Raw genomic sequence first — 26,807 nt, 5'->3', positions numbered from 1 at the left:
TTTACTATGAAAAACGAAAAAGCAGTTGTCGTCTTTAGCGGCGGCCAGGACAGTACGACTTGCCTATTTTGGGCACTGAAGAATTTTGGTGAAGTTGCGACGGTGACGTTTGACTATGGTCAAAGACATTCGGAGGAAATTGAGTGTGCTAGAAAAATTGCAGATGAGCTCGGTGTATCATTTAAAGTGTTGGATATGAATTTAATCAACCAGCTGTCAGCAAACGCCTTGACGCGAGATGATATCGAAGTTAAGGAAGTAGAAGGCGAATTGCCGTCGACTTTCGTTCCTGGTAGAAATCATTTATTCCTGTCATTTGCTGCTGTTTATGCAGATGCGATTGGTGCTAGGCACTTAATCACAGGTGTGAGTGAAACGGATTTCAGCGGTTATCCTGATTGCCGTGATACTTTTATAAAGTCTTTGAATGTCACACTAAATTTAGCGATGGACGGACGTTTCGTTATCCATACGCCATTAATGTGGCTTGATAAATCAGAAGTATGGGCATTGTCTGATGAACTTGGTGCGTTCAACTTTGTACAGGACAATACACTGACTTGTTACAACGGAATTCCAAGTACGGGTTGCGGAGAATGCCCTGCCTGTGTGTTAAGGAATGATGGGCTCGCTACTTATTTAGCCAAAAAGTCTGTAGGTGCCCCTGAATGATGCAGCAATTTTATCCGCAAGTTCAGCATTCCTATCGTTTTGAATTGAACAAAGACATTCATTTTTCTGCTGCGCATTTCATTCCGAGCGAAGATGCTGGTAAATGCCAAGTGATGCATGGACATACGTACTACTTAAATATAACAATTGGAGGGAATGAGCTGGATTCAATTGGTTTTCTAATTGATTTCAAAGAGCTCAAAAACCTCATTCATGATAAATACGATCATTCCGTTCTGAATGATCATCCTGAATTTACGAACAATTTCCCGACGACTGAGAAATTAGCAGAACAGATTGGCACATCGGTCCAGGAAGTTCTCCAGACGAGAAACAATAAGCCGGTCTGTCTCCAGGTTATTGTCCGAGAAACGCCAACAAGCTACGTCATCTATCGTCCCGAACAAGAGGTAATCCTATGAAAATACCTGTTATGGAAGTATTCGGTCCGACCATTCAAGGTGAGGGGATGGTCATGGGATTAAAAACGATGTTTGTCCGGACAGCTGGATGTGATTATTCTTGTAATTGGTGCGATTCCAGTTTTACATGGGACGGTTCTGGAAAGAGTACTTCGAAACAACCGGTAGAAATCATAGATGAACTTAAAGCGATAGGTCGACAATCATTTTCACATGTAACGATTTCAGGTGGGAACCCTGCCCTTCACAAAGGAATCGGTGAACTTGTTGAATTATGCCATGAGCAGGGTTGGAAAGTCGCGGTCGAAACGCAGGCTTCTTTCTGGCAAGACTGGTTATTGAATATTGATGACATTACGTTATCCCCAAAACCACCGAGTTCTGGTATGACAACAGATTTTGGCAAATTGGATTCATTCATGGAGAAACTAATTGATTCGAACACCAGTCTTAAAGTTGTCATTTTCAATGAAGAGGATTTCAAATTTGCAGAAGAGGTTCATCTTCGTTACCCGGCATTCCCTTTCTTCCTGCAGACAGGAAATGAAGATACGACGACAACTGACGATACACTTCTCGTTTCGACATTGTTACAACGATATGAGTGGTTAATCGATTTGACAGTCCACTCCCCTATTATGAATGATGCAAAGGTGTTGCCACAATTGCATACACTGCTGTGGGGGAATAAACGTGGCGTCTAGTCAGGCTAATTCGATTCGATCGAGTCAGTACTTCACCTCGATTTTTGACACATAAAGATTAATTAATAAAGAACCAAGTGCCGGATTTTTTAATTCGACACTTGGTTCTTTTGCTTGTGAAATTCCCCTTAAAACGATTTTGGCATCCTGTTAAGAAAGGCATATATCATCGCGTCATTTGGATAGTAAACACTGTTACCTATTTGTAGATACAGTAGTTCACTTGTTGTGCCGTCGTCTCATATGGAACTGGTCCTAACTTCTAAACCTCATCCTCGCTCTAACCCAAATACATAGCAACTCAGCCTGTATAAACATTTGTAGTTCATTAATTTCATTTGTTGTTTCAGCTGTTAGCAGAACTACTTTAGTTTTCGGTGCATTTTCATTAAGCCCAATTGCCATTTACCAACTACCCATCACAAAAGATAACACCAAGCAAAAATAGATAGTGCTAGTAAGTTTTTTTCACGCTTACACCCCTTTCATATATTTTCTTGCACTAAATACTTCACCTCTAAATTCTCGTACTATTAGCAACAATATTTATGAAAACAGCCTTATATAAATATTTTTATAAATTTGCGATATGTGAAAATCATGTGATAAAATAAAATTACTAAAAGTAGAAAGTATAAGGGCATACCCCGACACTTACGTATTTGAAGTGAAACAAGACCATTAGCACATATAGTTATCGAAAAAACGTACTCGTTGTCAAAATTAAATAGTTTAAGGGGTCGTTTGAAGATGAAAACAGAGAATAAAGAGCAAACTATATTTGATCACGTTGGAAACAAAATAATAACTGATAGAGAGATTGATATAATCACTAGATTAGAAGAACCACTGATAGTGATCTTAGGTAATGTTTTAAGTAATGAAGAATGCGATGAACTAATCAAATTGTCAAAGGACAAGATGCAACGTTCAAAAATTGGTTCCACACGCGAAGTGAATGAACTGAGAACAAGTAGTAGCATGTTTTTTCAAGAAAGTGAAAGTGAAAACGAAATTGTTGCTAGAGTAGAAAAAAGGGTATCATCTATAATGAATATCCCACTTGAACACGGAGAAGGGATGCAAATCCTTAAGTATACTCCTGGTCAAGAGTATAAAGCTCATTATGATTTTTTCTCATCAACAAGTAAAGTAGCAAGCAATAATAGAATTAGTACGCTTATTATGTACTTAAATGACGTAGAGGAAGGTGGAGAAACCTTTTTCCCTAAACTGAATTTTTCAGTTACGCCACAAAAGGGTATGGCTGTTTATTTTGAGTATTTTTATAACGATGAAAACTTAAACGAGTTAACCTTACATGGTGGTGCACCCGTTATAACTGGAGAAAAGTGGGTCGCAACACAATGGATGAGAAAACAAAAATTAAAGTGAAAATGAATTGAATTGAATTGAATTGAATTTTAACAAAAGTATGAAAAAACCATAGAGAAAATATCAGCCGCCAAAATTGCATATTTGGCGGCTTTTCTCCATGTAGGAAGTCAGCTATTCTTTCGTCCCAAAAAGTTCCAGCATTTTGTACACTCACGCATTTGGAGCGCGATGGAGGAAGGACACCTATAAGATTACCGGAAAAAATGTGTAGGGATGCGACAAAGTCGCATCCCTACACATCCAGACATCGCGGTAATCGTAAAAGAAGTCATTCAATCCAAAGTGATCCAAAAGCGTAACTATACAAGTAGTGGCCAAGGGCGGATCAAGTTAATTGCACCCATTTGCGAAAAACAGAACTGTATTTAAATCAAACGGTATTATATGGTGCGGGCAATGCCTTTACAATGGACCTGCTGATGCAACTGGCTTTAAACTTATCAAAATCACTAAAATAAACGTTTCTTTTCAAGTCAAGAAACAAAGCCCCTATTGTTTGGTATCTGTCTGTCACATCATTTCATACAGTGGATACAAACAGATTGATCAATTATTATCCCCTATTGAAATATACTTAATGATTCAAAGACAACACTCTTTGTGAAAACAGCCTAAAAATAGTAACTATACACCTGCCACCTCTTGTATTGTAACTAGTAGACTTGCTTATCCGTCTAATACGGTAGCCATCATTTGTGATGTTGTATCTCTATAATTCCGGGTATACTTAGATAAAAGAGAGTCTACGAGAAAAGGAGGTCGATTAGATGAAGAGGAAAATCAGTAACTCAGACTACCGAGTCCTGGAGAAGTAATTTCACTTTTTGGAACAGGCAGGACAATTGGAAACGAATCAGGCGCGTAAATTACTGGGAGAATACGTGCCTACTGAGCGACTGAGTTTTGTACGGATTTTACTAGTTATCGGAGCGGTTTTGATTGGTGTTGGCATTCTGAGCTTCATTGCAGGAAACTGGCAACATATACCGAAACTTGCAAAGTTCTTATTATTATTTTTCGCGACAGCAGGTTTTTATGCAGGTGGTTATAAGTTGGAAGATAATTATCCGAAAACTTCACGAAGTCTCTATTATATTGGTCTATTTGTTTTTGGTGCAGGGATTTTTCTGATTGGTCAGATGTTTAATCTAGGTGAGGGTGTTTATGCAGATTTCTTCATGTGGGGACTCGGCATTTTGCCACTTGCCCACTACTTGAAAGACAAACTCATTTCTGCTTCCGCTGCCTTATTCTTCATCATTTACGGATTCAATGTTTTGAGCGGAACTGATGGAGTGCCTTATTTACTCCTACTAATTATTCCGCTACTGTTTTGGATGAATGAAAAACGGATGGGTCAATCGAGAGGTTTATTTATCGCCAATATGATTTTATCTTTGATGTTTTTATTCAATTTATTCATATTTTTTGATGTAAAAGAACTACTGATTCTGTGTACGTTCTTTGCGCTCGGCATATTCCTTGCTTTCTATCCCTTTGGTCGATACAAATTGCCATCTGAATGGCTTGGCTCTACTGTTTACGGAATCGCAGGTCTATTTCTCACTTTCCCTAATACATGGACGGATTTTGTTCCGGAGGCCAATGCAGGAATGGCAGCAATTATTTTCACAATTATTTTCGCATTAAAACTGTTGTTCTTCTTGAAAATCGGTAGTCTGCCGGCAGTTCTCATTGTGTGCACTTTGATTTTCCGTTTCTACGCCGATTTGTCTTATAATTTCATGCCAAAATCATTATTCTTTATCGTTGGCGGTTTGATTTTAATCGGCTTTGGCTTTTGGTTCGAGAAAACACGGAGAGGTACGGTGATTGCACATGAAAATGATGAAAAATAAACATATCGGTTTCATCGTTGCATTATCTATTCCCCTTCTCATATTAATCGGCTTGACCGTGAAACCGTTATGGGCATTGACTTATGGAGATGATATAACATTAGTGACAGTCCCAGTGGATCCTAGAGATTTACTTTACGGTGATTATGTCACGCTCCGTTATGAGATTGAAGAAGTGCCGAAAAATGAAATTTCTACTGCTATTTTGAAAAAGATCGACAAGCGGTCAAACTACAATGAGTTAACTGTCTACGGGACACTTGTTCAACAGGGCGATGTCTATGTACTAGATAATTTGTCTGATGAAAAACCTACTGGCAGTATCTATTTGACTGGTAAATTGAATGGCTATGACTATCAGAATGTTGATGGCGTTAAAGTCCATTCCATAAATTTCGGGTTAGATCGCTACTATGTACCAGAGAATACTGGCAAAGAGCTTGAGGATTTATCAGCGAGGGGGCAATTAGTTGCTCATTTGAAGGTGAAAAATGGCTATGGGATTTTGAAGGAGATTACCACAGTTAAATAAGGATACACATCTCCAGAATATCCACAATTAAAGTACTAGCCACCGAATCAATTCTAACTATCAAATATAGCCCTCTCCGTGTCAAATTGACATAGAGAGGGCTATTCCTTTAGAACTATCATCTCGTTTCTTCTTAGTTGTTCCCCGATATTCAGTAGTGACTATTAGAACGCAAACAATTAGAATTATACGCGTTCTACTATAACAGCAAAAAAATTCACCTTATTGACACATAAGATAGTTTGATGTTAAATTAACATTGCTGTATGAACTTATCGTGGAAAAAGGTAATGGACATTTCGTTATACGGTTTTATTAATGTAAAAGAAAAAAGGATGGTTTCTCTTAATGACTAACAAGAAAAAAATTCACTTTGGCTGGTGGGTACTCATTGGTATTTCGCTCATGGCAGCATTTACACGTGGTGGTATTAATAGTTCAGGTGCATTATTTTTAACTCCAGTTTCTGAAGACTTAGATATTGGTATGGGTAGTTTGACATTATACTTTAGTGTTTCTTCAATTGTAACAATGATATTTTTACCGATTGCCGGTAAAATGATGGCGAAATATGATATTAGGTTACTACTAATTGCCGGTGTACTTTTACAAGCTGGTTCTTTTGCCATGTTTGGTCTTATGACTTCGGTTTGGGGATGGTATTTATTCGCTATTCCAATGGCGATGGGTTCGGTATTTGTCGCTACAATGGCTGGTCCAGTACTGATCAATAACTGGTTTAAAAAACATAATGGATTAGCTATGGGCGTAATGATGGCATTTGTTGGTGTAGGCGGTGCTGTTATCTCACCAATCGTTGGTAATCTTATTGCCGACAATGGTTGGAGATCGGCTTACATTACATTAGGACTTGTCGTAATGGCAATAGTTATTCCTATTATCATCTTTACAATTAGAATAGCTCCTCAACAAAAAGGTCTGCTACCAGTTGGTATGGATGAAGTTAAAAAAGGTGAAGGTGAAAGTGAAACTAAAGCTGAGCCTAATAGAGGGGTAGTAGCTACCGTAGCAAGAAAATCTTCTGCATTTTATGCATTAGTTACCTTTTTCTTCTTCATCACAGCAATTGCCGCCTTTGGGCAACATATTCCCCCATTCGCAATGGGCCTTGGCTACACGGTTCAATTCGCCGGCAATGCTTTGGGGATTTGGATGTTTGGTTTGCTAATCGGAGCTATCCTTTTCGGTTTCTTAAGCGACAAGGTTGGCGCGAGAAATACAGCTATCTTCTCAATGTTTACGGGATTGATTTCAATCGGTCTTCTGCTTACATTCGCAGATAACTCGACAATTTTCTTGATCGCAATCGGGATTTTCGGAGTTGTGTCTGCATCGGTCGGTACACTTGGGCCGATTCTTACAACTGCCCTTTTCGGTAATAAAGAATTTAGTCAAATTTTTTCAACAGCTGCAATAGGACTAGCTGTTGCGGGTGTTGTAGCTTTACCTGGATATGGATTTGTATTTGATTTAACAGGATCGTATACATTAGTCCTCTATACAATTCTTGCAATGCTTGCTGTCAATATTCTCTTTATCATCTTGGCGTTTAGAGGTAAAAAGAAACTTGAAAAAGCAGGATTATGGAATTAAACAAACATTAACTGTTTGATATAAAAATGCATTGGAGCCTTCTGGAATATTTTCCGGAAGGCTCTTATCTTTCATTAAAAAATAACGAAAAATTTCTATCAATAAGTATGAAACCACATCAATACTCTGTACATATTTCCAGAAATATAAACGAATGTCTCCCCGTATTATACCCAGCACATTCTCCCACAACTCCCCTCCGCACTTCGATTCCTAAGTCAACCAAGTGGTTGGCAAAGGCGTTGTTTTTTTCAATTTCTTGGTGTTACAAATCCGGATGCACTTGAAAATGACTACAGACGCAAATCATTTCTCACTAGATTCCACTATTTTATTGATGAACATACCATACAACATCAACTATTCCCCTTTCCTTCAATTCATTATTGAATAATATACGAATTACTTGACCTGTATTTAATCATATATATGAATCAATTTCACAATTACTTATTTCATGTATAAAGACGAACGATATAATTAATCTACTAATTCATTGTCCGTCAATTTTACGGACTACTCTCGTTGATTGTAGCGGAAGATGGCGACTCCTGCGGGAACAGCGCGAGCTGAAGACCCCGCAGGAGTGAAACGACGAGGAGGCTGAAGCCGTGCCCGCGGAAAGCGTCCATCTGAAGCGGAAATCAACATTGTTCGTTTTTCCGTTTAATAATCCTATTATGAAATTGATTCATATAAGAAAAAATGAAATTCTCAGTATCTACACTCCTCACTGCATAATTATACTTGTAATTGCATTTGAATGCATGTTATAATTTTTGACATCGCGAATACAACTACCTTAACATTCGCCATTGAATTAAATTTATATTACTAATATTCCGATAGTGAAGTATATTTTATTTACAAACAAATAATTATTCATTAATGAATACTGTTACTTTCAGGAAAGGTGGTCGTATGACAGGGTTTTTCTTACATCCAAATTCAAAAGAAGAAATTATTGATTCGTATGAAGAAGATATCATTGTTACCAATCACGCGGGTATTATCGTAAAAGCTTCACAAATTAGTGGACGATATTACGGGATACGTGCAGAAGATCTTCTCGGAAAGTCCGTATATGAGTTGGAAAAATGAGGGGTATTCTCTCCTGCGATTACTCCGATGGTACTCCTTCAAAAAAAGAAGGTAGTTATCATACAAGCGACTCCTTCCGGACGAAAAGCACTCATTACAGGTATGCCTTTCTTTAATGAGTTCGGCGAAGTTGAATTTGTCCTTAGCTATTCCTATGAAGTAGCCGAACTTCTCGTAATCCAGGAATATATGAAAGAACTTGAATATGAGATGTCCTTAGCTAAAGAAGAGCTTTCGTTGCTACGAAAAGAAAATCTAATAATAGAAGGCCTAACAATCGAAAACAGATCCACTCGAGTTGCTTTTGAAACTGCTAGGAATGCTGCAACCCTCGATGTTCCTGTGGTCCTTTATGGTGAATCCGGAACAGGTAAATCGACAATGGCGAAGGTAATTCATAACGAAAGTACTCGAAAAGATGGACCTTACATTGAAATTGACTGTGAAACAACGCCTGAAGCGATGTTTGAACGTGAACTATTCGGTGGTGAATTTGAAGACAAAGAAACAGGATTGTTGACGTTATCACGTGGAGGTAGTCTCTATTTAAAAGGGATTGATAAACTTTCGCTTCATCTTCAAGGGAAACTTGCTAAAGTCTTGAAAGAACGCAAATACACTCCTACCAATACGGAAACAGCTCTTCCACTTGAAACAAGACTGATTAGCTCTTCCGAAAGTACATTAACAGAAGCAGTTTCCGAAAAAACATTCCATCAAGATTTGTATTACATGCTGCACATTGTTCCTATCCATTTAAAACCGCTTCGTGAACGGAAAGAAGATTTGAGTGCATTGATTACCAACTATTTAAATAGATATTCAACTGCCTATAATACTGCAAAAAAACTATCGGATGATTTATTTAAGCAGTTGCTCCTTCTTCAATGGGATGGGAACATCAGTGAACTCAAAAACGTAATGGAACGCCTCGTTGTTCAAAGTCCATCCAATATCATTATTATAAAAGACTTGCCACCAGAGTATCGTAAAGAGATTTCTGAAGACTTGTCTATTATCCATTTAGAGGGCCGAACACTTCCAAGCATTTTGGAAGACGTGGAAATGAAAGTGCTAAGGGATGCGCAGGAGCGCTATCGTACAACGACTGAAATCGCTAAATTCCTTGGAATAAGCCAACCTTCTGTCGTTCGCAAACTGAAAAAATATACGGATATCGAGTAGGAGGATTTATAGTGCAGCAAAAATTAGAAGAACAACAAGGCTGGCTACATATGGTCGACAACATTGGAAACTTTCTCGCACCAAGTATGGCAAAAGATCATCCTAACTTACCTGTAGTAAAAGCAGAAGGATGCTATTATTACGGCGCTGATTGCAAGAGGTATTTGGATTTCACATCTGGCATTGCTGTCGAGAACGTAGGACATCGGCACCCTAAAGTCGTTCAGGCCATCAAAGATAGTGCAGACCACCTGATTCATGGTCCATCAGGTGTTATCATTTACGAATCTATTTTAAGATTGGCAGCTGAATTGCAAACTATTTTACCACCAAAACTTGATAACTTCTTTTTTGCGAACAGCGGCACAGAAGCAATTGAAGGTGCTCTGAAACTTGCAAAATATACTTCAAGAAGACCTTACATCATTTCTTTCACTGGCTGTTTCCATGGACGTTCGATGGGTGCATTAAGTGTGACAACATCGAAAAGTAAATACCGAAAACATTTGCAGCCCACTTGGCTTTCCTATCAGTTGCCATATGCATTGCCTGAGTACCTTCCGGAAGGAGCAGATCCAGACGTCTTCTTCCCTGAAAAACTTGAACAAGACGTGAAAAAACTATTCAACCACCAAGTAAATCCCGAAGAAGTCGCTTGTATGATTATTGAACCGGTTCTCGGTGAAGGTGGATACATTATCCCACCAAAAGCTTGGCTGAAAAAGGTGCGTGAAATTTGCGACCGCCATGGTATTCTACTTATTTTCGATGAAGTCCAAACAGGATTCGGCCGTACTGGAAATTGGTTTGCTGCACAGACATTCGATGTCAAACCGGACATCATGGCAATCGCTAAAGGGATTGCTGCAGGGCTTCCGCTTAGCGCTACAGTTGCTTCGAAAGAACTAATGGACCAATGGCCTCTCGGCACACATGGAACAACCTTTGGAGGCAATCCTATCGCTTGTTCCGCTGCCCTCGCTTCCCTTGAAGTGATGAAAGAGGAAAAGTTATTGGAAAACGCAATCGTAATGGGTGCCTATGCGATGGAGCGCCTGATTTTAATGAAAGAAAAACACCCAGTTATTACAGATATTAGAGGTGTTGGCTTGATGATTGGTATCGAGCTTGGCAATCCTGAAACAGGTGAACCTGATGGCGAAGCAGTAATGGCTGTTCTTGATGGTTGCCTTCACAAAGGTGTGCTGTTCTACTTATGCGGCAACTCTGGTGAAGTAATCCGAATGATTCCCCCGCTAACGATAACAAAAGAACAGATTGATGATGGATTGACTATATTAGATGAAGCTTTAACGGAATTAGAAAATAAAAAAAATTAGAAATGGAGTGATTTATTATGAAAAAATGGTCAGGGATTGCTCTTCTATTCGTTCTAGTGATGAGTGTACTAAGTGCATGTGGAACAAAGGACGAAGCAGACGGCGGGAAAACAGGTGCATCAGATACAAAAATACTTAAAATGGGAACTTCAGCGGATTATCCACCTTTCGAATTTGTTGATACAGCAGTAAGTGATGAAATTGTTGGATTTGATATTGATTTGGCAAAAATGGTTGCCAAGGAACTAGGTTACACTCTAGAAATTGAAGATATGGATTTCAACGGCTTAATTCCCGCTCTTCAAGCAAAAAGTCTTGACATGGTCGTTGCAGGAATGGATGGCAACAACGAAGAACGTAAAAAAGTAATTGATTTCTCAACTGCTTATTTTACAACTACAAATATGGTTATTACAATGAAGGACAGCAACATCAAAAGTGCGGAAGATCTTAAAGGTAAAAAAGTGGGTGCTCAAACTGCGTCTGTTCAAGAATCAGGTGCGAAATCACTTGAAAAACAATATGGTTACTCTGTTGAAAGCCGTGACCGCGTTCCGGATCTATTCCAAGAAATCAAATCTGGACATCTTGATGCAATCGTCATTACAGACGTTGTAGCAAAAGGCTATATCGACTCAAATAAAGATTTATCCAGTTTTGAACTTCCTGAAGAACATAAACTAGGTTTATCAATGGCATTCCAAAAAGACAGCGCATTGACTGCCGAATTTGACCGTGTTCTCAAGGAATTACAAGATAAAGGTGAAGTAGAAAAATTAGTTTTGAAATGGTTCAGCAACTAATTCATTCGAGATAGAAAGGAATGTTGACGGATGAATTTAGACTTTACCCAAATTACTTCTTCGATACCTTATATTTTACAAGGTATCGGAGTCACTTTAAAAATTGTTGGTGTCGCAGCACTCATTGGTTTTGCTATCGGGATTTTGTTAGCATTATGTAAAATTGGACGATTTAAAGGGTTAAAATGGCTTGCCGATATCTATACGTCTATTTTCCGCGGAACACCGTTAATTCTCCAACTTCTTATTATCTATTATGGTACACCGCAACTATTTGATATTAAAGTCAGCGCATTTACCGCGGCTGTCTTGGCATTCGGATTTAATTCGGGGGCATACATTTCTGAAATTATTAGAGCAGGTATTTTAGCGGTGGATAAAGGGCAGTTAGAAGCTTCTATGGCTCTCGGTATTCCCTATAAGAAAATGATGAAGGATATTGTTTTACCACAAGCTTTGAAAAATATTTTACCCGCTTTGATGAATGAATTTATCACATTAACGAAGGAATCTGCGATTGTAACTGTCATTGGCGTAACAGATATTATGAGAAGAGCATATATCGTAGGCGGCAATACTTATCGTTATTTTGAATCGCTTATCTTCGCGGGTGTTATCTATTATCTGATGGTAATCGTGTTAACACTAATCGGTAAAGCAGTTGAAAGGAGGATGAGAAGAAGTGATTAAAATCCAGGATCTCCGTAAAAGTTTCGGAAAAACCGAAGTGTTAAAAGGCATTTCAACCACTATTCAAAAAGGCGAAATCATTGCGATAATCGGGCCTTCAGGTTCTGGGAAATCAACATTTCTTCGTTGTATTAATCTCCTTGAAACCCCTACCGACGGACAAATTTGGGTGAATGAAAATGAAGTAACAAATCCTAAAGTGAATATCATGAAGGTTAGACAACAGGTTGGAATGGTATTTCAGCAATTTAATCTCTTCCCCCATAAAACTGTTCTTGAAAATATTATTTATGCCCCAATGATGGTGAAAGGAATTTCGAAGAGTGAAGCAGAAAAACTGGCCCGCGAATTGTTAAAAAAAGTGGGACTTGTAGAAAAAGAGAACGAACATCCCGTCCGGTTATCGGGTGGACAGAAACAACGTGTCGCCATCGCAAGAGCTTTGGCCATGTCACCTGAAATGATGTTGTTCGATGAACCCACTTCCGCTCTTGACCCTGAAATGGTTAAGGAAGTGCTAGAAGTTATTAAATCATTAGCGCTTACAGGTATGACGATGGCGATTGTAACACATGAAATGGGATTTGCTCGAGAAGTCGCAGATCGTGTGCTATTTTTGGACGATGGGCAATTAGTTGAAGACGCCCCCCCTGCCACTTTCTTTTCTGCACCAAAAAGTAAACGTGCACAAGATTTTTTAGAGAAGATTTTATGAATCAATTATTATACAAAAACCAGCAACCCGGTCGATTAAATTCGCCTGAGTTGCTGGTTTTTCAGTTAATTACTTAGTTAAAATAGATATTTTCAATTTCGTTATTTGATAAGGTGAACATCATCAATGATTCTTTTTCGGCGACACGAGAGCGTATCTTTCCCATTTCCTACTCTTCCATCGTAAGTACATAATAATAGCACGTGTCCATTCATCTACAGTAATTGCTAGCCACACTCCGACAAGTCCCAGGTTTAATTCGAACACTAAAAAATAGCCTAATGGCAAACTCATCGCTACCATTGAAAAAGAACCAATGATGACCGGATATTTTGCATCTCCAGCTGCACGTAATGAAGAGATGATTACAATGTTCAGCGTCCGGCCAGTTTCGAGTAAAATACTCAGAAGTAAAACGGATGCCCCTATTTCAATTATAGCCGAGTTATCTGTAAACAACTTCATCAATGGATAGCGGAATATAATCACGAGCGTCACCATAGATAACGTAAACATAAATGCCCATTTGACACTTGTCTTAACACTTATATACGCTTCGTCTTGTTCATCTGCACCAACAAAACGGCCAACAATGATTGCCGTCCCCATACCAATCGCAATCGCGAATAAATACGTAAACATCGATATATTCACAGCATATTGCCTTGCGGCTAATGATTCCGCTCCTAAATACGTTACATAGTATAAGAAGACAATTTGGCACCCTTGATACATTACTTGTTCAAACGCAGATGGAATGCCAATCTGTAATATTTTACGGATATATTCTTTTGTCAGTGTAATATAATAACGGAACTCCACGCGGTATTCCATTACTCGATAAAGTATCCAAATGAATACAATTAATGCAAGCAAACGGCTGACAACAGAAGAAATGGCTGCACCTTGCACCCCTAACTCTGGAAAACCGAACTTCCCAAAAATCAGCGCATAATTGCCGACTACGTGAACGATATTCATTCCTAATGAAACAAACATCGTTTGTTTTGTAAATCCATGCACACGGATAATGGCTGACAATGAATTGATAATGGCTTGTAAGAAAATCGCTCCGCCCACAATGATTAAATATTTTGAAGCATGCTCCAGTACATCGCCTTGTAAATTCATAGCAATCATCATATTTTTTGAAAATACAACGAAAATAACACTCATGATAAGGCCGACAATTAAATTTAATGTAACCGCTAATGCTGAAATTTTGGAAGCTTCGAGATATCTTTTCGAACCGAGATATTGAGATACAACAATCGCTGCCCCGTTTCCGACAACTTCAAGGATGAGAATGGCAATGTGAACATACTGATTTGCCGCCCCTACACCTGACACAGCATCATCTGATAATGCACTCAACATAAATGTATCTGCAATACCCATCAACATAAAAAGAAAAACTTCTAAAAAAATTGGCCATGTCAGATGAAATAAATTTAGTTTTTTGACCGGACTTTTTTTCGTTGCGACTGATGCCATTTTAACGCCTTCTTTTCTGTATCCAATTTCAAATAATACATATCTTACCATACATTTCGAATGCGAACTATAAAATAATATGTAAAACGCTTACATTTCCCAACAGAAAATTCTTCTACAGACTGTGGCAATAAAAAAGGTATACATAAAAAAACAGCTCGCTCCATAGAGTAAGATGTTTTTTGTGTTACCCTGTGTTAGGTATAATGTGAGTTTGTTCCACTCTCAGTACGTTCGTCTTCGAGCTTTTAATCGTCTACTTTAACACCCTACCTATAAAAAGAACATGTCCTCTGAATGTGGTAATGGAATCGGAAAAACTGTTTTCAACTCGCTAATTTCAGACTCACCCTGCGGTCCAAACAACAGTTTCACTAAATCCTCATACGCCAGATTTATTTTCGACTCCTTATTATATTGAAGACTCACGCTATATTCATCTACATTTCAAATGACGAGGCTTTGAGCTAATGTAGGATTTTTCTCTTGTAAATAGGGCCACAATTGATTAATAAGTCTTTCTGCATTAACAATATTGATGGTTCCAGCATTTCGTAATTTCTCACATGGATGCTCACTCACAACTTCGATGAATTTTTCATGCCATGGAATCGTTATTTCAATTTCTGCTTCTAGATTATTTTCTAGCAGCTTTAGGAAAATTCCATATACAGCTCTTGAATCACCTCCCCATTCCGTTACAATCGTCTTTTCTTTTGTACTATCGGAAGAAGGCATACCAATCACTGCATACCCTTCTATCACGCCATTATGACTTGCTACATATAACACTTGTTCCATTTTAAAAATACTCACATAACCACCTGCGACTAAATGAACTTGCCATTCCAAAATACTGCTGTCATATCGCACTTTTTTCTCTCGCTTTAGACGATCTATTTGAAAAATATCAGTCGTTGGACCTTTACGTACTTCCCCTATAAACCCTTCTTTATTTACGTTCGATTTACCGATTATATATTTATTGGCTTCACCAAAATGGTAGCAATGATTTCTCATATACATTCCCCGGTCACCGGAAACAAGTAATAATGAAGCACCTACTTGATCGACATAACGATAAACTTCTTTTAAAATAGTTGTTGAAATGCCTTGTTGACGGAAATCCCTGTGCGTACAGACAGAACCAAGCAAAAAAACAGTAAGCGTTGCTTCACCAATTCGGACGTTCGAAGGGACTAATCCAATTAAACTCAGTAAGGCCTCCCCATCAAAAGCGCCAAAAGATTGCTGCAGTTCTTTTGAAAATACTTGTGGGAATTCCTGTTCCATCGATGTATGTCCCTGTTCACGAAATGTATCATTAGCTAATTGAATCGCCTGTTCAAAATCATCAGCCTTGAGTTGGCGGACTTCCATTACTCCCTACCCCCCCTTCGAAATATCCTTTAAATATACGCCATATGATTTCCAAGGATTAAAGTCTAGTTTTTTATAAAAGTCAACTAAAATTGTCCAATCAATAATGATTGTTTTAATATTTCGTTCTTGTAAATAAGCAATTGCTGCTTGAACAATCCCTAATCCGTACCCTTGCTTTTGTTCATTTACATCAATTCCTAATGGACCAATCCCACCGACTTCTTGTTCAAAAAGAGGACTCCAATAAACGTTTTGTGCAATGAATGGTGAGTGGCTATCATTTATTCTACAAAACCCAATGATTTGACCTTTCTTTTTGACGACAACAAATTCTCGTCCGTCCCCATTCATTTCAAAGTACTTCATCGTTTCATAGACCCATCTGCCAGGAAAACATCTTTCTAAAAATAAAATTAGGTCTGCTTCTTCCTCCTTTTTAAGAATTGAAAATGCAATTGAATTATCAGCAGGTAAGTCATATTTCATATCCAGGTGATTGATCAAATCATATGTGTCTATTCTTTTAGCGTAGCCATGTTGTTCTACCCACTTTTGGGCTTCCTTATATTGATTAGGTATCCCTGAGAAATAGTGAAAGGGATCGCCACCCAATTGCATCTCCTCAACACCATTTCCCTTTAAATGTGCTTCTACACGTTCAAGTAACAGTGTACCCATACCTTTTCCACGGTGAGCACTATCTACTAAAAGAACTTGGATCCAACCTCTTTTAGATTCCATTTTCACATCTATTTGCTCTTGCCATCGTTTAGCAACTACAAATCCAATCACACGGTCTAGATCATCTACTGCAATAAAAGAACTGTCATAGCTGACGTTCACGTCAGCGAAACTATTCTGTATAAACAACTCTTCACGCATTGGGAAATCATCGGCTAATTCTTTATTCCATAACTCTACTAGTTCTTCTAATCTATTACGATTCCAAGCAATGATTTTCATGTTGACTCCTCCATTACTGTAATGGTTATTACTTTCCGAACGTTTCTTCCATTCGTTTAATCGGATCATCCACCATATCGTCGCCCCATTCGACAACTTGATTTGCTTTTAATAATTCCTGTTTTAATTCCTCATAATCTACATCTTGGACAGCTATTTCATGTTTATAGGCAAGAGCTGCCGCCGTCCCTGCCGACTGTCCTAGAATCATAAATATCGGCTCCATTCGAATCGAACCATAAGCAATATGTGAACTTGATAAGCAAACGGGGACAAGTAAATTTGTACAATCCTCATATTTCGGGCGAATGGAACGATACGAAATTGCATAAGGGGCAATTGGCACCTGAACATCTCCCTCATTCACACATCTTCCATCAATCACGACACGTCGGCAATTATGTGAATCCATATGGAATGATGCCAACCCGATTGGATCATCAACAAATGTCTGTTTTAGGCAATTATGATCTGTCATGACATAATCAGAAATCATTCTTCTCGCTTCTCGGATATACAATTGATGTGGCCAGTGCCCCGTTTTTTCAAATTCATCTTTCGGTAACCCCCAATCAGCTACTTCCTTACGTATAGCTACTGGCACACGTAAATCATTAGCTAAAAAATACAACATCCCCAGATCATAATTTAGATGATCTTGAAAAATCTCCTCACGTCTTTGATAACTACCTTCTGGCCAGTCATAATTCATTCCAATATTGTCCGTCGATATTGCACCGTAATTATTTAAATCAGTTTTTTTGTTTGGCAACATCGTGTGAAGGTTCATTGCATCCCAAACACCCGCTTGAATATAGCGAAGTAGAAGCCGGTATCTATCTGCATCATAATGTGGCGGCTTTGGAAATGGAATACGATTCTCTGGGTCTTTCGTCAAGCAAATCCGGAAATTATAAGCTTGAATCCGATGATCTCCTTGCCCTTGAACACCCAATTTCTCTGTGTCATTTTCTGTAATTCCAGACAACAAGCCACTTTCTGGCTCCCCCACAACAACATAAGGGTCAATCCACTTTTCAAATTTATGATGCGGTGCTCCAAACTGAATTCCATTATAAATTTCTTGATACGTTGCATTCGATTCTCGTCCAACAAAATAACTAACACCTGATTTAGCCAATAAATCACCTTCATAACTGCAATCCATAAAGACTTTCCCTTTATAACGTGTGCCATTGTCCATAACAATTTCAGTGATTTCTCCATTCTCTTTACTAACTTCTGCTAAATGTTGGTTTAAATAAACCGGAATATCATAGTCTTTCATCCATTTATCAAACACGTACTTAGCCGCTTTCGGTTCAAATTTCCATTGTTTCTCCTTTCCATAGTACTTTGCAATTTCTTGATAAAACTCCCTTGAAAGACCACCTACTGCATCTTCTGCGCCAAGATCTGTAGCTCCTAATCCGCTCGCAGTCATCCCACCAATATTTCTGCTAAACTCAATAATCGCAACAGCGAGACCCATTCTAGTTGCTTGAATAGCTGCCGTTATACCGGCTGGTGTCCCTCCGTATATAATTAGATTTTTTTCAATTAACTTTGGCTTATCGACTCTTTCTGTTGGTACATAATAATATAGATTACTAAAATCCATTAGAAAAACCTCCGCATATCCTGTTAGGGTTATTGTTCATCTTTTAATGCCCATGCATCTAAATAAATTTTGGTTCCTTTTTTTAGATAATAAAAATAAATTGACATCATTTCTTTTGGTGTAAATGTATTAAAGTTATCCTTTGTCTGAATTACTAGCAATGATTCGATATCCTTCATATCCCACTTTACTAAACGCTCATACACTTCGCGTAAATAGCAAGGAATCTTTAAGTCAGTCATTGGCTCATGGACTTTTTCCGGATCGACTACTCTAGCAGGAAATAGTGGAACATTCCATTTCGTATGCTGTGAAACTAGTGTTTCTAATTCAATCAGCATCTCGTGAAATGCTGCTTTATCATCATTAAAAACGGTAAAATATTCTTCGACAATCACTACATATTTTTCACCCCAGGCAATCCTAGAGTATACGTAATTATTAAAATGGTGGATCCATTTCCAAGGATAGTTGACCTCTAACTCTGAATATTGTTGTTTTCGATGTGTCGGTACAATTAAATTTAAAACACCGTTTAACGTCAATTGTTTATAATCACGTAAATCCTGCTCTATTCTCGTAAGAAGAGGAGGGAATAACTCCGTTAACATAAAATGATCACTATAGTACTCAAGAACTGTTAACGATTTTCCACCTTTTTTGGTTTGCTCATTCCAATCTTGTAAAGCTTGATTGGCCCTAACTTGTCTAGGTTCACTTGAATCAATGGCTGATGAATAATCCCTTCCCCAATAGGCATATAGAGCATCGACTTGCGTAGATGCTTCCGTTTGCTCTTCCCTTTCCAACATGTTCCAAGATAACCCGGCATTGTACACAATATATTCTACTTCTACCTGTAAACTTTCCTTACCAAGGGCTTCTTTCAATTTTTCAGTAAATCGAATATATGTTGGTAAAAATCCACTCGCATTTTTCTCATCTATTCCGATATCTTCAGGCCACAACGAGATTCTAGTAATCACTTTGTTTTCCAAACAGCTAGCGACTATTTTTTGAATGACTTTATCCTGAAGATATGTATTTTCAGCAAAGAACTTGAGTTTCTCGTCTTGCTTAAGCGTGTTCTCATTCGTGTCTTTTTGTATCTCTCTAAGCAAGTAACTTAAACTATGACCGCCTAATGTTACGTGCACATCTCGTTTTCGTAATGCAGGCGTTACGTACGATTTAATTTCATCCCATAAGAAAAATGTGAAAAAATATTCATTTTGACCATTTTTAACTCCCCAATCAATGAGACTATTGATATAACTAGGGTCATTAATGGTTTCAATAATATTTCCACGTCTCGCAAACATTGGCTCATGGATATATAGTTCTTCTTTCGTTACTGAATGATCGTTAACGATTGTTTCTTTCTCCAAATCAATCCACTGGTAGCCAAACTGTTTTTTACAATACATATATACGCCATAGAGAATAGAACGAGGTTCATTCCCAATAATCCACATATCATTTTCTGATCTAACCAATGCAAAACCATCAGCATTTATTGTTATTGCTTTTTTCATATCCTTCAAAGAATGATATTCGTTAGTAGTTAGTAGGATAACCCTATTCGTTTTTTCATTACGTGAAGTGAATTCTGCTCGAGCTTGGATTGTACATTCATTTCCCGCTTCTCTCATTAACCTTCTTAACTCTTCAACAGCGAACAAAATCGTTTCGTGATTATTCCAGTAAATAATTTTGTCTATGATGAACAGCACCTTTCCTAAATAGATAGGTTGTTATAAACAATCCCATTGAATATGTTATGGCCCTAAGGGATACCCCTTTCCCTAGTAAGGCGCCTTCGCTCAGTTAATATAGGTATCTATTTGTTCAACATTTATAGATGGATTTTTTCATTAAACAATAAAAGGACACTACAGCTTCCTATCAAAATCGATGAAAACTAGTGCCTTTATTGTCATTTATATTCACTTAATACTCCCCGCCGTCATTCCTTCTATAAATTTCTTTTGGGCAAAGAAAAATATAATTAATAATGGTATTGTAGCTAGTGTTGTTGCACTCATTAAGTGATGCCATGCTGTACCTGTCTCATCAGTAAATAGTGACAACCCAATAGGTAATGTCATGAGTTCACGTGAATTTATGAATATTAGTGGATATAAAAACTCATCCCAATTTGCCAAAAATGTAAATATAGTCAATGTGGATAGAGCTGGAACAGATAATGGCAACATTATTCTCCAATAAATCTTAAACTTTGAACAACCATCCATTATCGCTGCCTCTTCTAATTCTTTTGGTATCATAATAAAAAACTGTCGCATTAAAAAAACACCAAAGGCTCCCGAAGCACCAAATGTAGGCAGTAATATTAATGGAAGGTGAGTATTAATAAATCCAAGTTCCCGCATGAATAAAAATAACGGAATAATAGTCACTTCTGCGGGAATCATCAGTACACTTAATAACAATAGAAAAATAACATTCCTGCCCATAAATTTTATTCTAGCAAAAGCGTAGCCAGCCATTGAGGAGAACAACAAAACCAATAGTGTTACTAATATAGATATATATATACTATTCCAATACTGCTTCAAAAAAGTTGAATTGCCTAATACTTCAGCATAATTTGCCCATCTTAGCGGATTAGGCAGGAACTGTGTGAACGTTTTGGCGGGCTCCTTTAAAGAAGTTGAAATCATCCATAACAAAGGACCAATCATTAAGGATGTTATTATCAAAAGAGTAATATACTTAAATAGATTGCTTCCTTTACTCCTCATAGAAAACCCACCTCTTTCTAACAATCCAAGATAGAATAGTAAATGCTAATAAGATAAAGAACAATACAAATGCTAACGCTGAAGCATAGCCCATATCAAAATGTTTAAACGCAGTTTCCCAAATATAGTACACTAGAACCTTCGTGCTATCGACTGGTCCTCCTCGGGTCATAACGTAGATTTGTCCAAAAACTTTCATAGCACCAATTGTAGTAATAATCATAGTTAAAAATACTGTTGGAGTAATTAGTGGCAATGTTACGCTTCTAAATTTCCTGAAATTTGATGCACCATCAAGCTCAGATGCTTCATATAATTCAACTGGAACTTGTTGCATTGCCGTTAAAAATAAAATCATATTTAGTCCAACATTTTTAAGAACACTTACAAAAATAACTACTGGTAAAGCAGTTGATACACTTAAAAGCCATGAAGGTCCTTCTATACCAATCAAAGCTAACATTTGATTGATAAATCCTAATTCAGAGGCCAATAAATACTTCCAGACAATCGACCAAACAATTAACGAAGTCACTACTGGTACAAATATAGCAGTTCTAAATAAGCCAATCCCCCAAAACTTATTTTTTAATAGTGATGCTAAAAACATTGCTAATATTATATTGAAAGGGACTAAACCTAAACTGAATAATAATGTATTAATTAAGGATTTAATAAATGTAGGATCATTAGCCAAGGATTCGTAGTTTTTCATCCCTATAAAGGTTTCTTCTCCGAGTAATGGCCAATCATTCAAACTTATAAAAAAAGCATATAGCAAAGGACCAAACATAAATATGGAAAATCCTATTAACATAGGCGAGACAAATAACCAGCCTGCTATATTGTCACTCCATTTAGAACTAAGTTTTTTTCCTTTTGTGAAGTGTCTGAGCATTTTATCTCACCCTCAATAATCATTCTATTTTTTGGTGAATCGTGAAATCTTTTCAAAAATAGACTCTACTGTACTACCAATTGTTACTGCCCCCAACATAACTGCATTTATGCCGATTTCTTGAAGAATAACCATATCATCTGGTACGAGATTTTTTTGAGAAGGTACAATAAGTGGTAGCTTTGTATTATCTCGATAGCTTTTATAAGTAATTAAGTCTTCAAAGTTCAATGGACTTCCATAATCTTCTTTTTTAACAATTGACAGCTCAACTGCCTGGATATTAAATGACTCAATCATCCGTACCTTTTCGATACAAAACTTATCATTAACTGCTACTGTCCGCTCCAAGTCATTCTGAAGTAGCATTTTCGACCCAATATCTTTTGCATATAGTGAATAATAGTTAAAGCCTAGCTCTTTTAACTGTTTCGTATTTGTACCAAGTACCTTTTCAATTTCATCACCTATGACTAAACCAATTGGTCCACTAAATTTTCGTCTTACTTCTCCAAACATCTCAAGATAATATGCTACATCTTTAAATTCATTCCCACTAGCCCGATGTGAAACATTAATATGAAATTTAAGCCCATCTACACCTGCATCGATAGCTGCTTGCGCTAAATCTATACGATTCTCTGGAAGACTTGCAATTATAGACATTTTCTCACAAAGTAACATCTTATTTAATGTAGTTTCCATTTACAATGTCCCCTTTATAAGATTAAAAGTAACGAATTAGAAACCGTTACTTTTAATCTTGTAGCATTTCTTATTTTAATAAAGGTTTTATATCTTTTTCCATTTGCTCAAGTATTACAGCTGGAGTTTCCATTTGTGCAAAAAGCTTATCAATACCTTTGATAATTTCACTTTCAATCTTTGTCCAGTCTTCATGTAATGGGTAGGTATAACCATGATTCATCTGATCAATCATCGCTAACTGAATAGATTCTCTTGACGGATTATTAGGGATATTGATAAATTCATCCGATTCTAGTACACTTTTTCTTGCTGGAACGAAGAAAACAGATTGTGCTTGAATCCCTACTTTACTAGCCAAAAATTTCAATAATTCCTTTGCCTCTTCTGGATGCTTACCACCCTCAAAAGCAACAATTCCAGCCTGCCCAAGTAATGGTACCCTTCCTTCAGGGCCTTTAGGTAGTGGGGCAATATCCCATTCGAAGTCAGTAATCTCTCTGGCATTTGTCATATAACTATACATAGCGGAGTACATTCCAACTTTTCCGCCTTCATATTCAATATTCTCACCTGGTGGTACATGTGACTTATCCTCAAACATCATCCGATTCAGCATTTCAAAGGTCTTCACCCCTTCAGAGGAATCCCACGTAAACTCTTTCATATCATCGGAAAAGATTGCCCCCCCATAAGAGATTGTATGAGAAGGTAACGTTGCAAAGTTAGTCCATTCCCTAAACAACCTTGCACCATAAGTCCTGTTGGTTCCTTCACCACTCGATAATGCTTTAGAAACTTCCTCAAATTGTTCCCATGTCCATTCATCTTTCATTGCTAGTTCTGTCGGCGTTTCTAATCCGGCCTCTTTAAACATTGTTTTGTTATAGTATAAAATCATAGGCGGTGTAGAAAACGGTAACCCTAATAGCTTTCCGTCATGTTTCCATAATTCTAAAGTCGATGGAATAAAATCATTCATATCGAAGTTGTCATCCTTACTAAACTCTGAAATATCACTTAAAATATCATTCTTGGTAAATTGAGAGACCATTGCTTCAGAAACCCAACCTACGTCTGGTAATTCATTACCTGCAGCAAGTACAGACATCTTTTGTTGATAGTCTGGAAACGGGATAAGATCAATTTTCACTTTAATGTTTGGATTTTCATCATAAAAACCTTTTAGAAGTTCCTCATACATTTCTGCGTGCTGATCGTTTCCCCATATTGAAAATGTCAATTCAACATTCTCTTTTTTATCAACACTTTTCGGTGTTCCATCATCTTTACTCTCACCTTTTGAATCATCACTACTACATGCTGCAAGAAAAATCAATATTAGACTAAAAAAAATCAATGAATACTTTTTCATATCCTTGCCCCCCCCCTTTTTCTTATTACCATAATACTAATAATGAAAGCGCTTTATAATTGGTTAACATTAAGAAAAGGTTTGTAATATTAAGATATTTCAAATCCCTTGTCTATATTGATAAGGAGTCTTCCCAACTACTTTTTTAAAAACCACAGAAAAATGTTTCGAATTCACATAACCAACTAAATGTGCAATATCATATATTTTTAGCTGAGTTTGAGTTAATAATTCTTTGGATTTATCTATTCTTTGTTGCATTATGTAATCAGATAATTTTATATTTGTTTGTTGTTTAAACAGTTGACTAATATAATTTGGATGAAGATTTAACGTGTTTGAAATGAAATTTAAAGTTATCTCTTTTTCTAAGTTCTTTTTGATAACATCTTTAATTTTACTTATATTCACAGATTCTCCAGGGTTAATAAAATCGTTATTATTAGCATGCTCTTTATCTATATTTTGAAGAATACTTGCGAGCTCACTTCGACTTATTGGTTTTAACAAATAATCCTTCACTCCTAATTTTAAAGCCTCTCTTACATAGCTAAAATCGTCATGACCACTGATTACGATTACTGAAACTAATGGATGTCTCTTTTTAAAATATGAAATGAAATCAATTCCATTCATTACAGGCATTCTAATGTCAGTAATCACAAGATCAGGTACTTCTATATTTGCAATTTCTAGAGCTTCGTAACCATTAGATGCTTCCCACATTACCTTGTAACCGGTTATAACATCCTCTAATAATTTCTTTATCCCTTTTCTTATTACTTTTTCGTCATCCACTAACAGGACATTTTTCAACCTCATCACCTACTTTCTAATGATAATTTCTACCTCAGTTCCTGTACCTACTATCGATGAAATAAACAACTTACTATTAACTCCATGAATAAGTCTTAACCGCCTATTAATATTCAATAATGCAATACCATTTTTCACTTTTCCATGATTTTTCCCATAATCATTTTTCATTACACTATATTTTAATGATTCTTGTATTTCCATTAGTTTGAAGTGGTCTATCCCATTACCATTATCACTAACTGATATAGTAAGAGCAGATCCTTCCATTTTTACTTTCACAAGTATCTCAACTCTTTTGACTCTATTACTGTACCCATACATTATCGAATTTTCAATTAGTGGTTGAATTATATATTTTGGTACCAAATGATCCACGATATCCCCCTCTACTTCCCAATTAACATCTAGGGCATCCTCCAATCTATTTTTCATAATGCTTACATAGGTTTTTGCAAATATTATTTCTTCTTGCAAAGGTATCTGTTGTTCTTCATTTTTCAAACGGTATCTAATTAATTTTCCTAATTCGGCAATCATGTCGGATATTTCAAACTGATCATTATTTATTGCCTTCATGTTAATTGATTCTAGTGTATTAAAGATAAAATGTGGGTCCATTTGGGACTGTAAAGCCTTATATTCAGCTTCAGAGTTTCTCAAATTTGTTTCATACACTTCTGCAACCAAATAATCTATATCAGATAACATTCCATCATAGGCAACACGCAGTTCTACTAATTCATTTTTAGACTGAATGCTATTACTATTTGATATCTTAGTTTCTTGAAACCATCTAATACGTGTTTTTAATAATTCCAATGGTTTTAGTAGATAGTTCGTCATATAGTAAGAAATAAGTAAAGAAATTAGTAAACAAAATCCAATTAATAAAAGTAATATGTTGTTGAATTCACTTATTTCACTGTATAAATAATCTATAGGTATAACATTACTAATTTTCAGACCAGTCTTACTTGATGTATGTGTAACACAAAAATACTTTTGATTAGATTGCTCACTCTTTATCCAACTTTGATTTGTCTGGCAACTAGACAATAGATAGTCACTCTTGCTTCCTATTAGTGGCTCATTATGTACCGTGGTTATTTGCCAGTTCTCGCTTCCAAGTTGCTCAGTGATCTCCTTTATATACTTTGGTGCAAAGTCAATTCTTACTACCCCTAATTCATTGTGATTCTCTGGATCTCTTAGTAACCTTAAGAAACTTACATACTTTTCACTGTTATTTTTATAATAAATAGGATTTTCATCATAAAATGTGATCCATCCGCCTTCTTGCTCCTTTACTTTCGGATACCATTCCTGTTCTTCTAAATTAATATGATCTTCAATTCTGTAATTATCCATATGACTAAATAATTGACCATTTTTTGCGAATATATGTATCCCGTATATTTGATCTTTATTAAAGGTCATACTCGACAAATGCAATGAAAGTAATTTAATATGGCTATACTTTTTATGGATTACGGGGGTATTCAAATCATATTCCCTTAAAACATCAACTAGTTCTTTGTTGTATAAGATTGATATTGTAGACCTTGATGCATCTTCTAACATTAAATCTAAATTATAATTTAGTTGTATAATCGTATTTTCAACTTTAGTAATAGCTTCTTCACTTTTAGAAGACATAAATATATTTTGTACAACTATTCCAACTACTATAAGGGGAAGTAATAGTAATAAGGAAAAGGTAATGAAAATCTTATTTCTTAAAGTCATTTT

The 26,807-nt window shown here is 36.8% G+C and carries 24 protein-coding genes; 13 read left to right on the top strand and 11 right to left on the bottom strand.

Annotated features, from left to right (window positions below; translation table 11 throughout):
• The first annotated feature begins 6 nt into the window (after positions 1-6).
• From queC to FQ087_RS04140, 13 genes are all read left to right on the top strand, one after another.
• Positions 7-672 (top strand): 7-cyano-7-deazaguanine synthase QueC, encoded by a 666-nt coding sequence (queC, locus tag FQ087_RS04195; RefSeq protein WP_149579282.1) that lies wholly within the window; start codon positions 7-9, stop codon positions 670-672.
• A complete protein-coding gene (gene queD, locus FQ087_RS04190) occupies positions 669-1,094 on the top strand; it encodes a 6-carboxytetrahydropterin synthase QueD (protein WP_149579281.1) in 426 nt (141 codons plus the stop codon). The genes queC and queD overlap by 4 nt, the downstream gene beginning before the upstream one ends.
• Positions 1,091-1,798, top strand: a complete 708-nt coding sequence (gene queE, locus FQ087_RS04185; RefSeq protein ID WP_149579280.1) for a 7-carboxy-7-deazaguanine synthase QueE — start codon at positions 1,091-1,093, stop codon at positions 1,796-1,798. The genes queD and queE overlap by 4 nt, the downstream gene beginning before the upstream one ends.
• A gap of 750 nt (positions 1,799-2,548) precedes the next feature.
• The gene (locus FQ087_RS04180) at positions 2,549-3,193 is read left to right on the top strand and encodes a 2OG-Fe(II) oxygenase (protein WP_149579279.1); all 645 of its coding nucleotides are present in this window, start codon (positions 2,549-2,551) and stop codon (positions 3,191-3,193) included.
• 827 nt (positions 3,194-4,020) lie between these two features.
• Positions 4,021-5,055, top strand: a complete 1,035-nt coding sequence (locus FQ087_RS04175; RefSeq protein ID WP_149579278.1) for a DUF2157 domain-containing protein — start codon at positions 4,021-4,023, stop codon at positions 5,053-5,055.
• The gene (locus tag FQ087_RS04170; RefSeq protein WP_255452267.1) at positions 5,036-5,587 is read left to right on the top strand and encodes a GDYXXLXY domain-containing protein; all 552 of its coding nucleotides are present in this window, start codon (positions 5,036-5,038) and stop codon (positions 5,585-5,587) included. The genes FQ087_RS04175 and FQ087_RS04170 overlap by 20 nt, the downstream gene beginning before the upstream one ends.
• Before the next feature lie 348 nt (positions 5,588-5,935).
• Positions 5,936-7,201, top strand: coding sequence for an MFS transporter (locus FQ087_RS04165; protein ID WP_149579276.1), 1,266 nt, complete (start codon positions 5,936-5,938; stop codon positions 7,199-7,201).
• A gap of 921 nt (positions 7,202-8,122) precedes the next feature.
• Entirely contained in the window at positions 8,123-8,302 is a 180-nt protein-coding gene (locus FQ087_RS22840) for a PAS domain-containing protein (protein ID WP_255452137.1), read from the top strand.
• Between the two features lie 27 nt (positions 8,303-8,329).
• Positions 8,330-9,487 carry a sigma 54-interacting transcriptional regulator gene (locus FQ087_RS04160; protein ID WP_255452136.1) on the top strand — a complete coding sequence of 386 codons (1,158 nt, stop codon included), beginning with the start codon at positions 8,330-8,332 and terminating at the stop codon, positions 9,485-9,487.
• Between the two features lie 11 nt (positions 9,488-9,498).
• A complete protein-coding gene (locus tag FQ087_RS04155; protein WP_255452135.1) occupies positions 9,499-10,827 on the top strand; it encodes an aspartate aminotransferase family protein in 1,329 nt (442 codons plus the stop codon).
• A 17-nt stretch (positions 10,828-10,844) separates the two neighbouring features.
• Positions 10,845-11,630 (top strand): transporter substrate-binding domain-containing protein, encoded by a 786-nt coding sequence (locus tag FQ087_RS04150; RefSeq protein ID WP_149579275.1) that lies wholly within the window; start codon positions 10,845-10,847, stop codon positions 11,628-11,630.
• Between the two features lie 30 nt (positions 11,631-11,660).
• Entirely contained in the window at positions 11,661-12,320 is a 660-nt protein-coding gene (locus FQ087_RS04145) for an amino acid ABC transporter permease (RefSeq protein ID WP_149579274.1), read from the top strand.
• The gene (locus FQ087_RS04140; RefSeq protein WP_149579273.1) at positions 12,313-13,035 is read left to right on the top strand and encodes an amino acid ABC transporter ATP-binding protein; all 723 of its coding nucleotides are present in this window, start codon (positions 12,313-12,315) and stop codon (positions 13,033-13,035) included. The genes FQ087_RS04145 and FQ087_RS04140 overlap by 8 nt, the downstream gene beginning before the upstream one ends.
• A 123-nt stretch (positions 13,036-13,158) precedes the next feature.
• Here the strand turns inward: FQ087_RS04140 and FQ087_RS04135 are convergent, their stop codons facing one another.
• From FQ087_RS04135 to FQ087_RS04085, 11 genes are all read right to left on the bottom strand, one after another.
• Positions 13,159-14,580 (bottom strand): MATE family efflux transporter, encoded by a 1,422-nt coding sequence (locus tag FQ087_RS04135; protein WP_149579272.1) that lies wholly within the window; start codon positions 14,578-14,580, stop codon positions 13,159-13,161.
• Between the two features lie 396 nt (positions 14,581-14,976).
• Positions 14,977-15,909, bottom strand: coding sequence for a GNAT family N-acetyltransferase (locus tag FQ087_RS04130; protein ID WP_149579271.1), 933 nt, complete (start codon positions 15,907-15,909; stop codon positions 14,977-14,979).
• A gap of 6 nt (positions 15,910-15,915) precedes the next feature.
• Entirely contained in the window at positions 15,916-16,875 is a 960-nt protein-coding gene (locus FQ087_RS04125; protein WP_149579270.1) for a GNAT family N-acetyltransferase, read from the bottom strand.
• A 28-nt stretch (positions 16,876-16,903) separates the two neighbouring features.
• The gene (locus FQ087_RS04120) at positions 16,904-18,496 is read right to left on the bottom strand and encodes an FAD-dependent oxidoreductase (protein ID WP_149579269.1); all 1,593 of its coding nucleotides are present in this window, start codon (positions 18,494-18,496) and stop codon (positions 16,904-16,906) included.
• Between the two features lie 29 nt (positions 18,497-18,525).
• Positions 18,526-20,229 carry an alpha-glucuronidase family glycosyl hydrolase gene (locus FQ087_RS04115; protein WP_188006629.1) on the bottom strand — a complete coding sequence of 568 codons (1,704 nt, stop codon included), beginning with the start codon at positions 20,227-20,229 and terminating at the stop codon, positions 18,526-18,528.
• 213 nt (positions 20,230-20,442) lie between these two features.
• Complete coding sequence (locus tag FQ087_RS04110) at positions 20,443-21,261, bottom strand: carbohydrate ABC transporter permease (RefSeq protein WP_149579267.1); 819 nt, start codon at positions 21,259-21,261, stop codon at positions 20,443-20,445.
• Positions 21,251-22,159 carry a carbohydrate ABC transporter permease gene (locus tag FQ087_RS04105; protein ID WP_149579266.1) on the bottom strand — a complete coding sequence of 303 codons (909 nt, stop codon included), beginning with the start codon at positions 22,157-22,159 and terminating at the stop codon, positions 21,251-21,253. Before FQ087_RS04105 ends, FQ087_RS04110 begins: the two co-directional genes overlap by 11 nt.
• A 24-nt stretch (positions 22,160-22,183) precedes the next feature.
• The gene (locus FQ087_RS04100; RefSeq protein WP_149579265.1) at positions 22,184-22,864 is read right to left on the bottom strand and encodes a hypothetical protein; all 681 of its coding nucleotides are present in this window, start codon (positions 22,862-22,864) and stop codon (positions 22,184-22,186) included.
• A gap of 70 nt (positions 22,865-22,934) precedes the next feature.
• On the bottom strand, positions 22,935-24,239 hold the full coding sequence (locus FQ087_RS04095) for an ABC transporter substrate-binding protein (RefSeq protein WP_149579264.1): 1,305 nt from the start codon (positions 24,237-24,239) through the stop codon (positions 22,935-22,937).
• Positions 24,240-24,338: 99 nt separating this feature from the next.
• Entirely contained in the window at positions 24,339-25,055 is a 717-nt protein-coding gene (locus FQ087_RS04090; RefSeq protein WP_188006628.1) for a response regulator transcription factor, read from the bottom strand.
• Between the two features lie 9 nt (positions 25,056-25,064).
• Positions 25,065-26,804 (bottom strand): cache domain-containing sensor histidine kinase, encoded by a 1,740-nt coding sequence (locus tag FQ087_RS04085; RefSeq protein ID WP_149579262.1) that lies wholly within the window; start codon positions 26,802-26,804, stop codon positions 25,065-25,067.
• Between the last annotated feature and the right edge of the window lie 3 nt (positions 26,805-26,807).

This window comes from Sporosarcina sp. ANT_H38 (genome assembly GCF_008369195.1).
Taxonomy (GTDB): domain Bacteria; phylum Bacillota; class Bacilli; order Bacillales_A; family Planococcaceae; genus Sporosarcina.
Note: the sequence above shows the minus strand (reverse complement) of the source record. Positions and strands in the feature narration are given on the sequence as shown.

What these genes read in the sequence shown, in the direction of transcription:
- FQ087_RS04160 (WP_255452136.1), top strand. Translation starts at nt 8,330, where the DNA reads ATGGTACTCCTTCAAAAAAAGAAGGTAGTTATCATACAAGCGACTCCT.
- queD (WP_149579281.1), top strand. Translation starts at nt 669, where the DNA reads ATGATGCAGCAATTTTATCCGCAAGTTCAGCATTCCTATCGTTTTGAA.
- FQ087_RS04110 (WP_149579267.1), bottom strand. Translation starts at nt 21,261, where the DNA reads ATGAGGAGTAAAGGAAGCAATCTATTTAAGTATATTACTCTTTTGATA.
- FQ087_RS04095 (WP_149579264.1), bottom strand. Translation starts at nt 24,239, where the DNA reads ATGAAAAAGTATTCATTGATTTTTTTTAGTCTAATATTGATTTTTCTT.
- FQ087_RS04150 (WP_149579275.1), top strand. Translation starts at nt 10,845, where the DNA reads ATGAAAAAATGGTCAGGGATTGCTCTTCTATTCGTTCTAGTGATGAGT.
- FQ087_RS04170 (WP_255452267.1), top strand. Translation starts at nt 5,036, where the DNA reads ATGAAAATGATGAAAAATAAACATATCGGTTTCATCGTTGCATTATCT.
- FQ087_RS04135 (WP_149579272.1), bottom strand. Translation starts at nt 14,580, where the DNA reads ATGGTAAGATATGTATTATTTGAAATTGGATACAGAAAAGAAGGCGTT.
- FQ087_RS04130 (WP_149579271.1), bottom strand. Translation starts at nt 15,909, where the DNA reads ATGGAAGTCCGCCAACTCAAGGCTGATGATTTTGAACAGGCGATTCAA.
- FQ087_RS04165 (WP_149579276.1), top strand. Translation starts at nt 5,936, where the DNA reads ATGACTAACAAGAAAAAAATTCACTTTGGCTGGTGGGTACTCATTGGT.
- FQ087_RS04145 (WP_149579274.1), top strand. Translation starts at nt 11,661, where the DNA reads ATGAATTTAGACTTTACCCAAATTACTTCTTCGATACCTTATATTTTA.
- FQ087_RS04125 (WP_149579270.1), bottom strand. Translation starts at nt 16,875, where the DNA reads ATGAAAATCATTGCTTGGAATCGTAATAGATTAGAAGAACTAGTAGAG.
- FQ087_RS22840 (WP_255452137.1), top strand. Translation starts at nt 8,123, where the DNA reads ATGACAGGGTTTTTCTTACATCCAAATTCAAAAGAAGAAATTATTGAT.
- FQ087_RS04085 (WP_149579262.1), bottom strand. Translation starts at nt 26,804, where the DNA reads ATGACTTTAAGAAATAAGATTTTCATTACCTTTTCCTTATTACTATTA.
- FQ087_RS04105 (WP_149579266.1), bottom strand. Translation starts at nt 22,159, where the DNA reads ATGCTCAGACACTTCACAAAAGGAAAAAAACTTAGTTCTAAATGGAGT.
- FQ087_RS04180 (WP_149579279.1), top strand. Translation starts at nt 2,549, where the DNA reads ATGAAAACAGAGAATAAAGAGCAAACTATATTTGATCACGTTGGAAAC.
- queC (WP_149579282.1), top strand. Translation starts at nt 7, where the DNA reads ATGAAAAACGAAAAAGCAGTTGTCGTCTTTAGCGGCGGCCAGGACAGT.
- FQ087_RS04120 (WP_149579269.1), bottom strand. Translation starts at nt 18,496, where the DNA reads ATGGATTTTAGTAATCTATATTATTATGTACCAACAGAAAGAGTCGAT.
- FQ087_RS04100 (WP_149579265.1), bottom strand. Translation starts at nt 22,864, where the DNA reads ATGGAAACTACATTAAATAAGATGTTACTTTGTGAGAAAATGTCTATA.
- queE (WP_149579280.1), top strand. Translation starts at nt 1,091, where the DNA reads ATGAAAATACCTGTTATGGAAGTATTCGGTCCGACCATTCAAGGTGAG.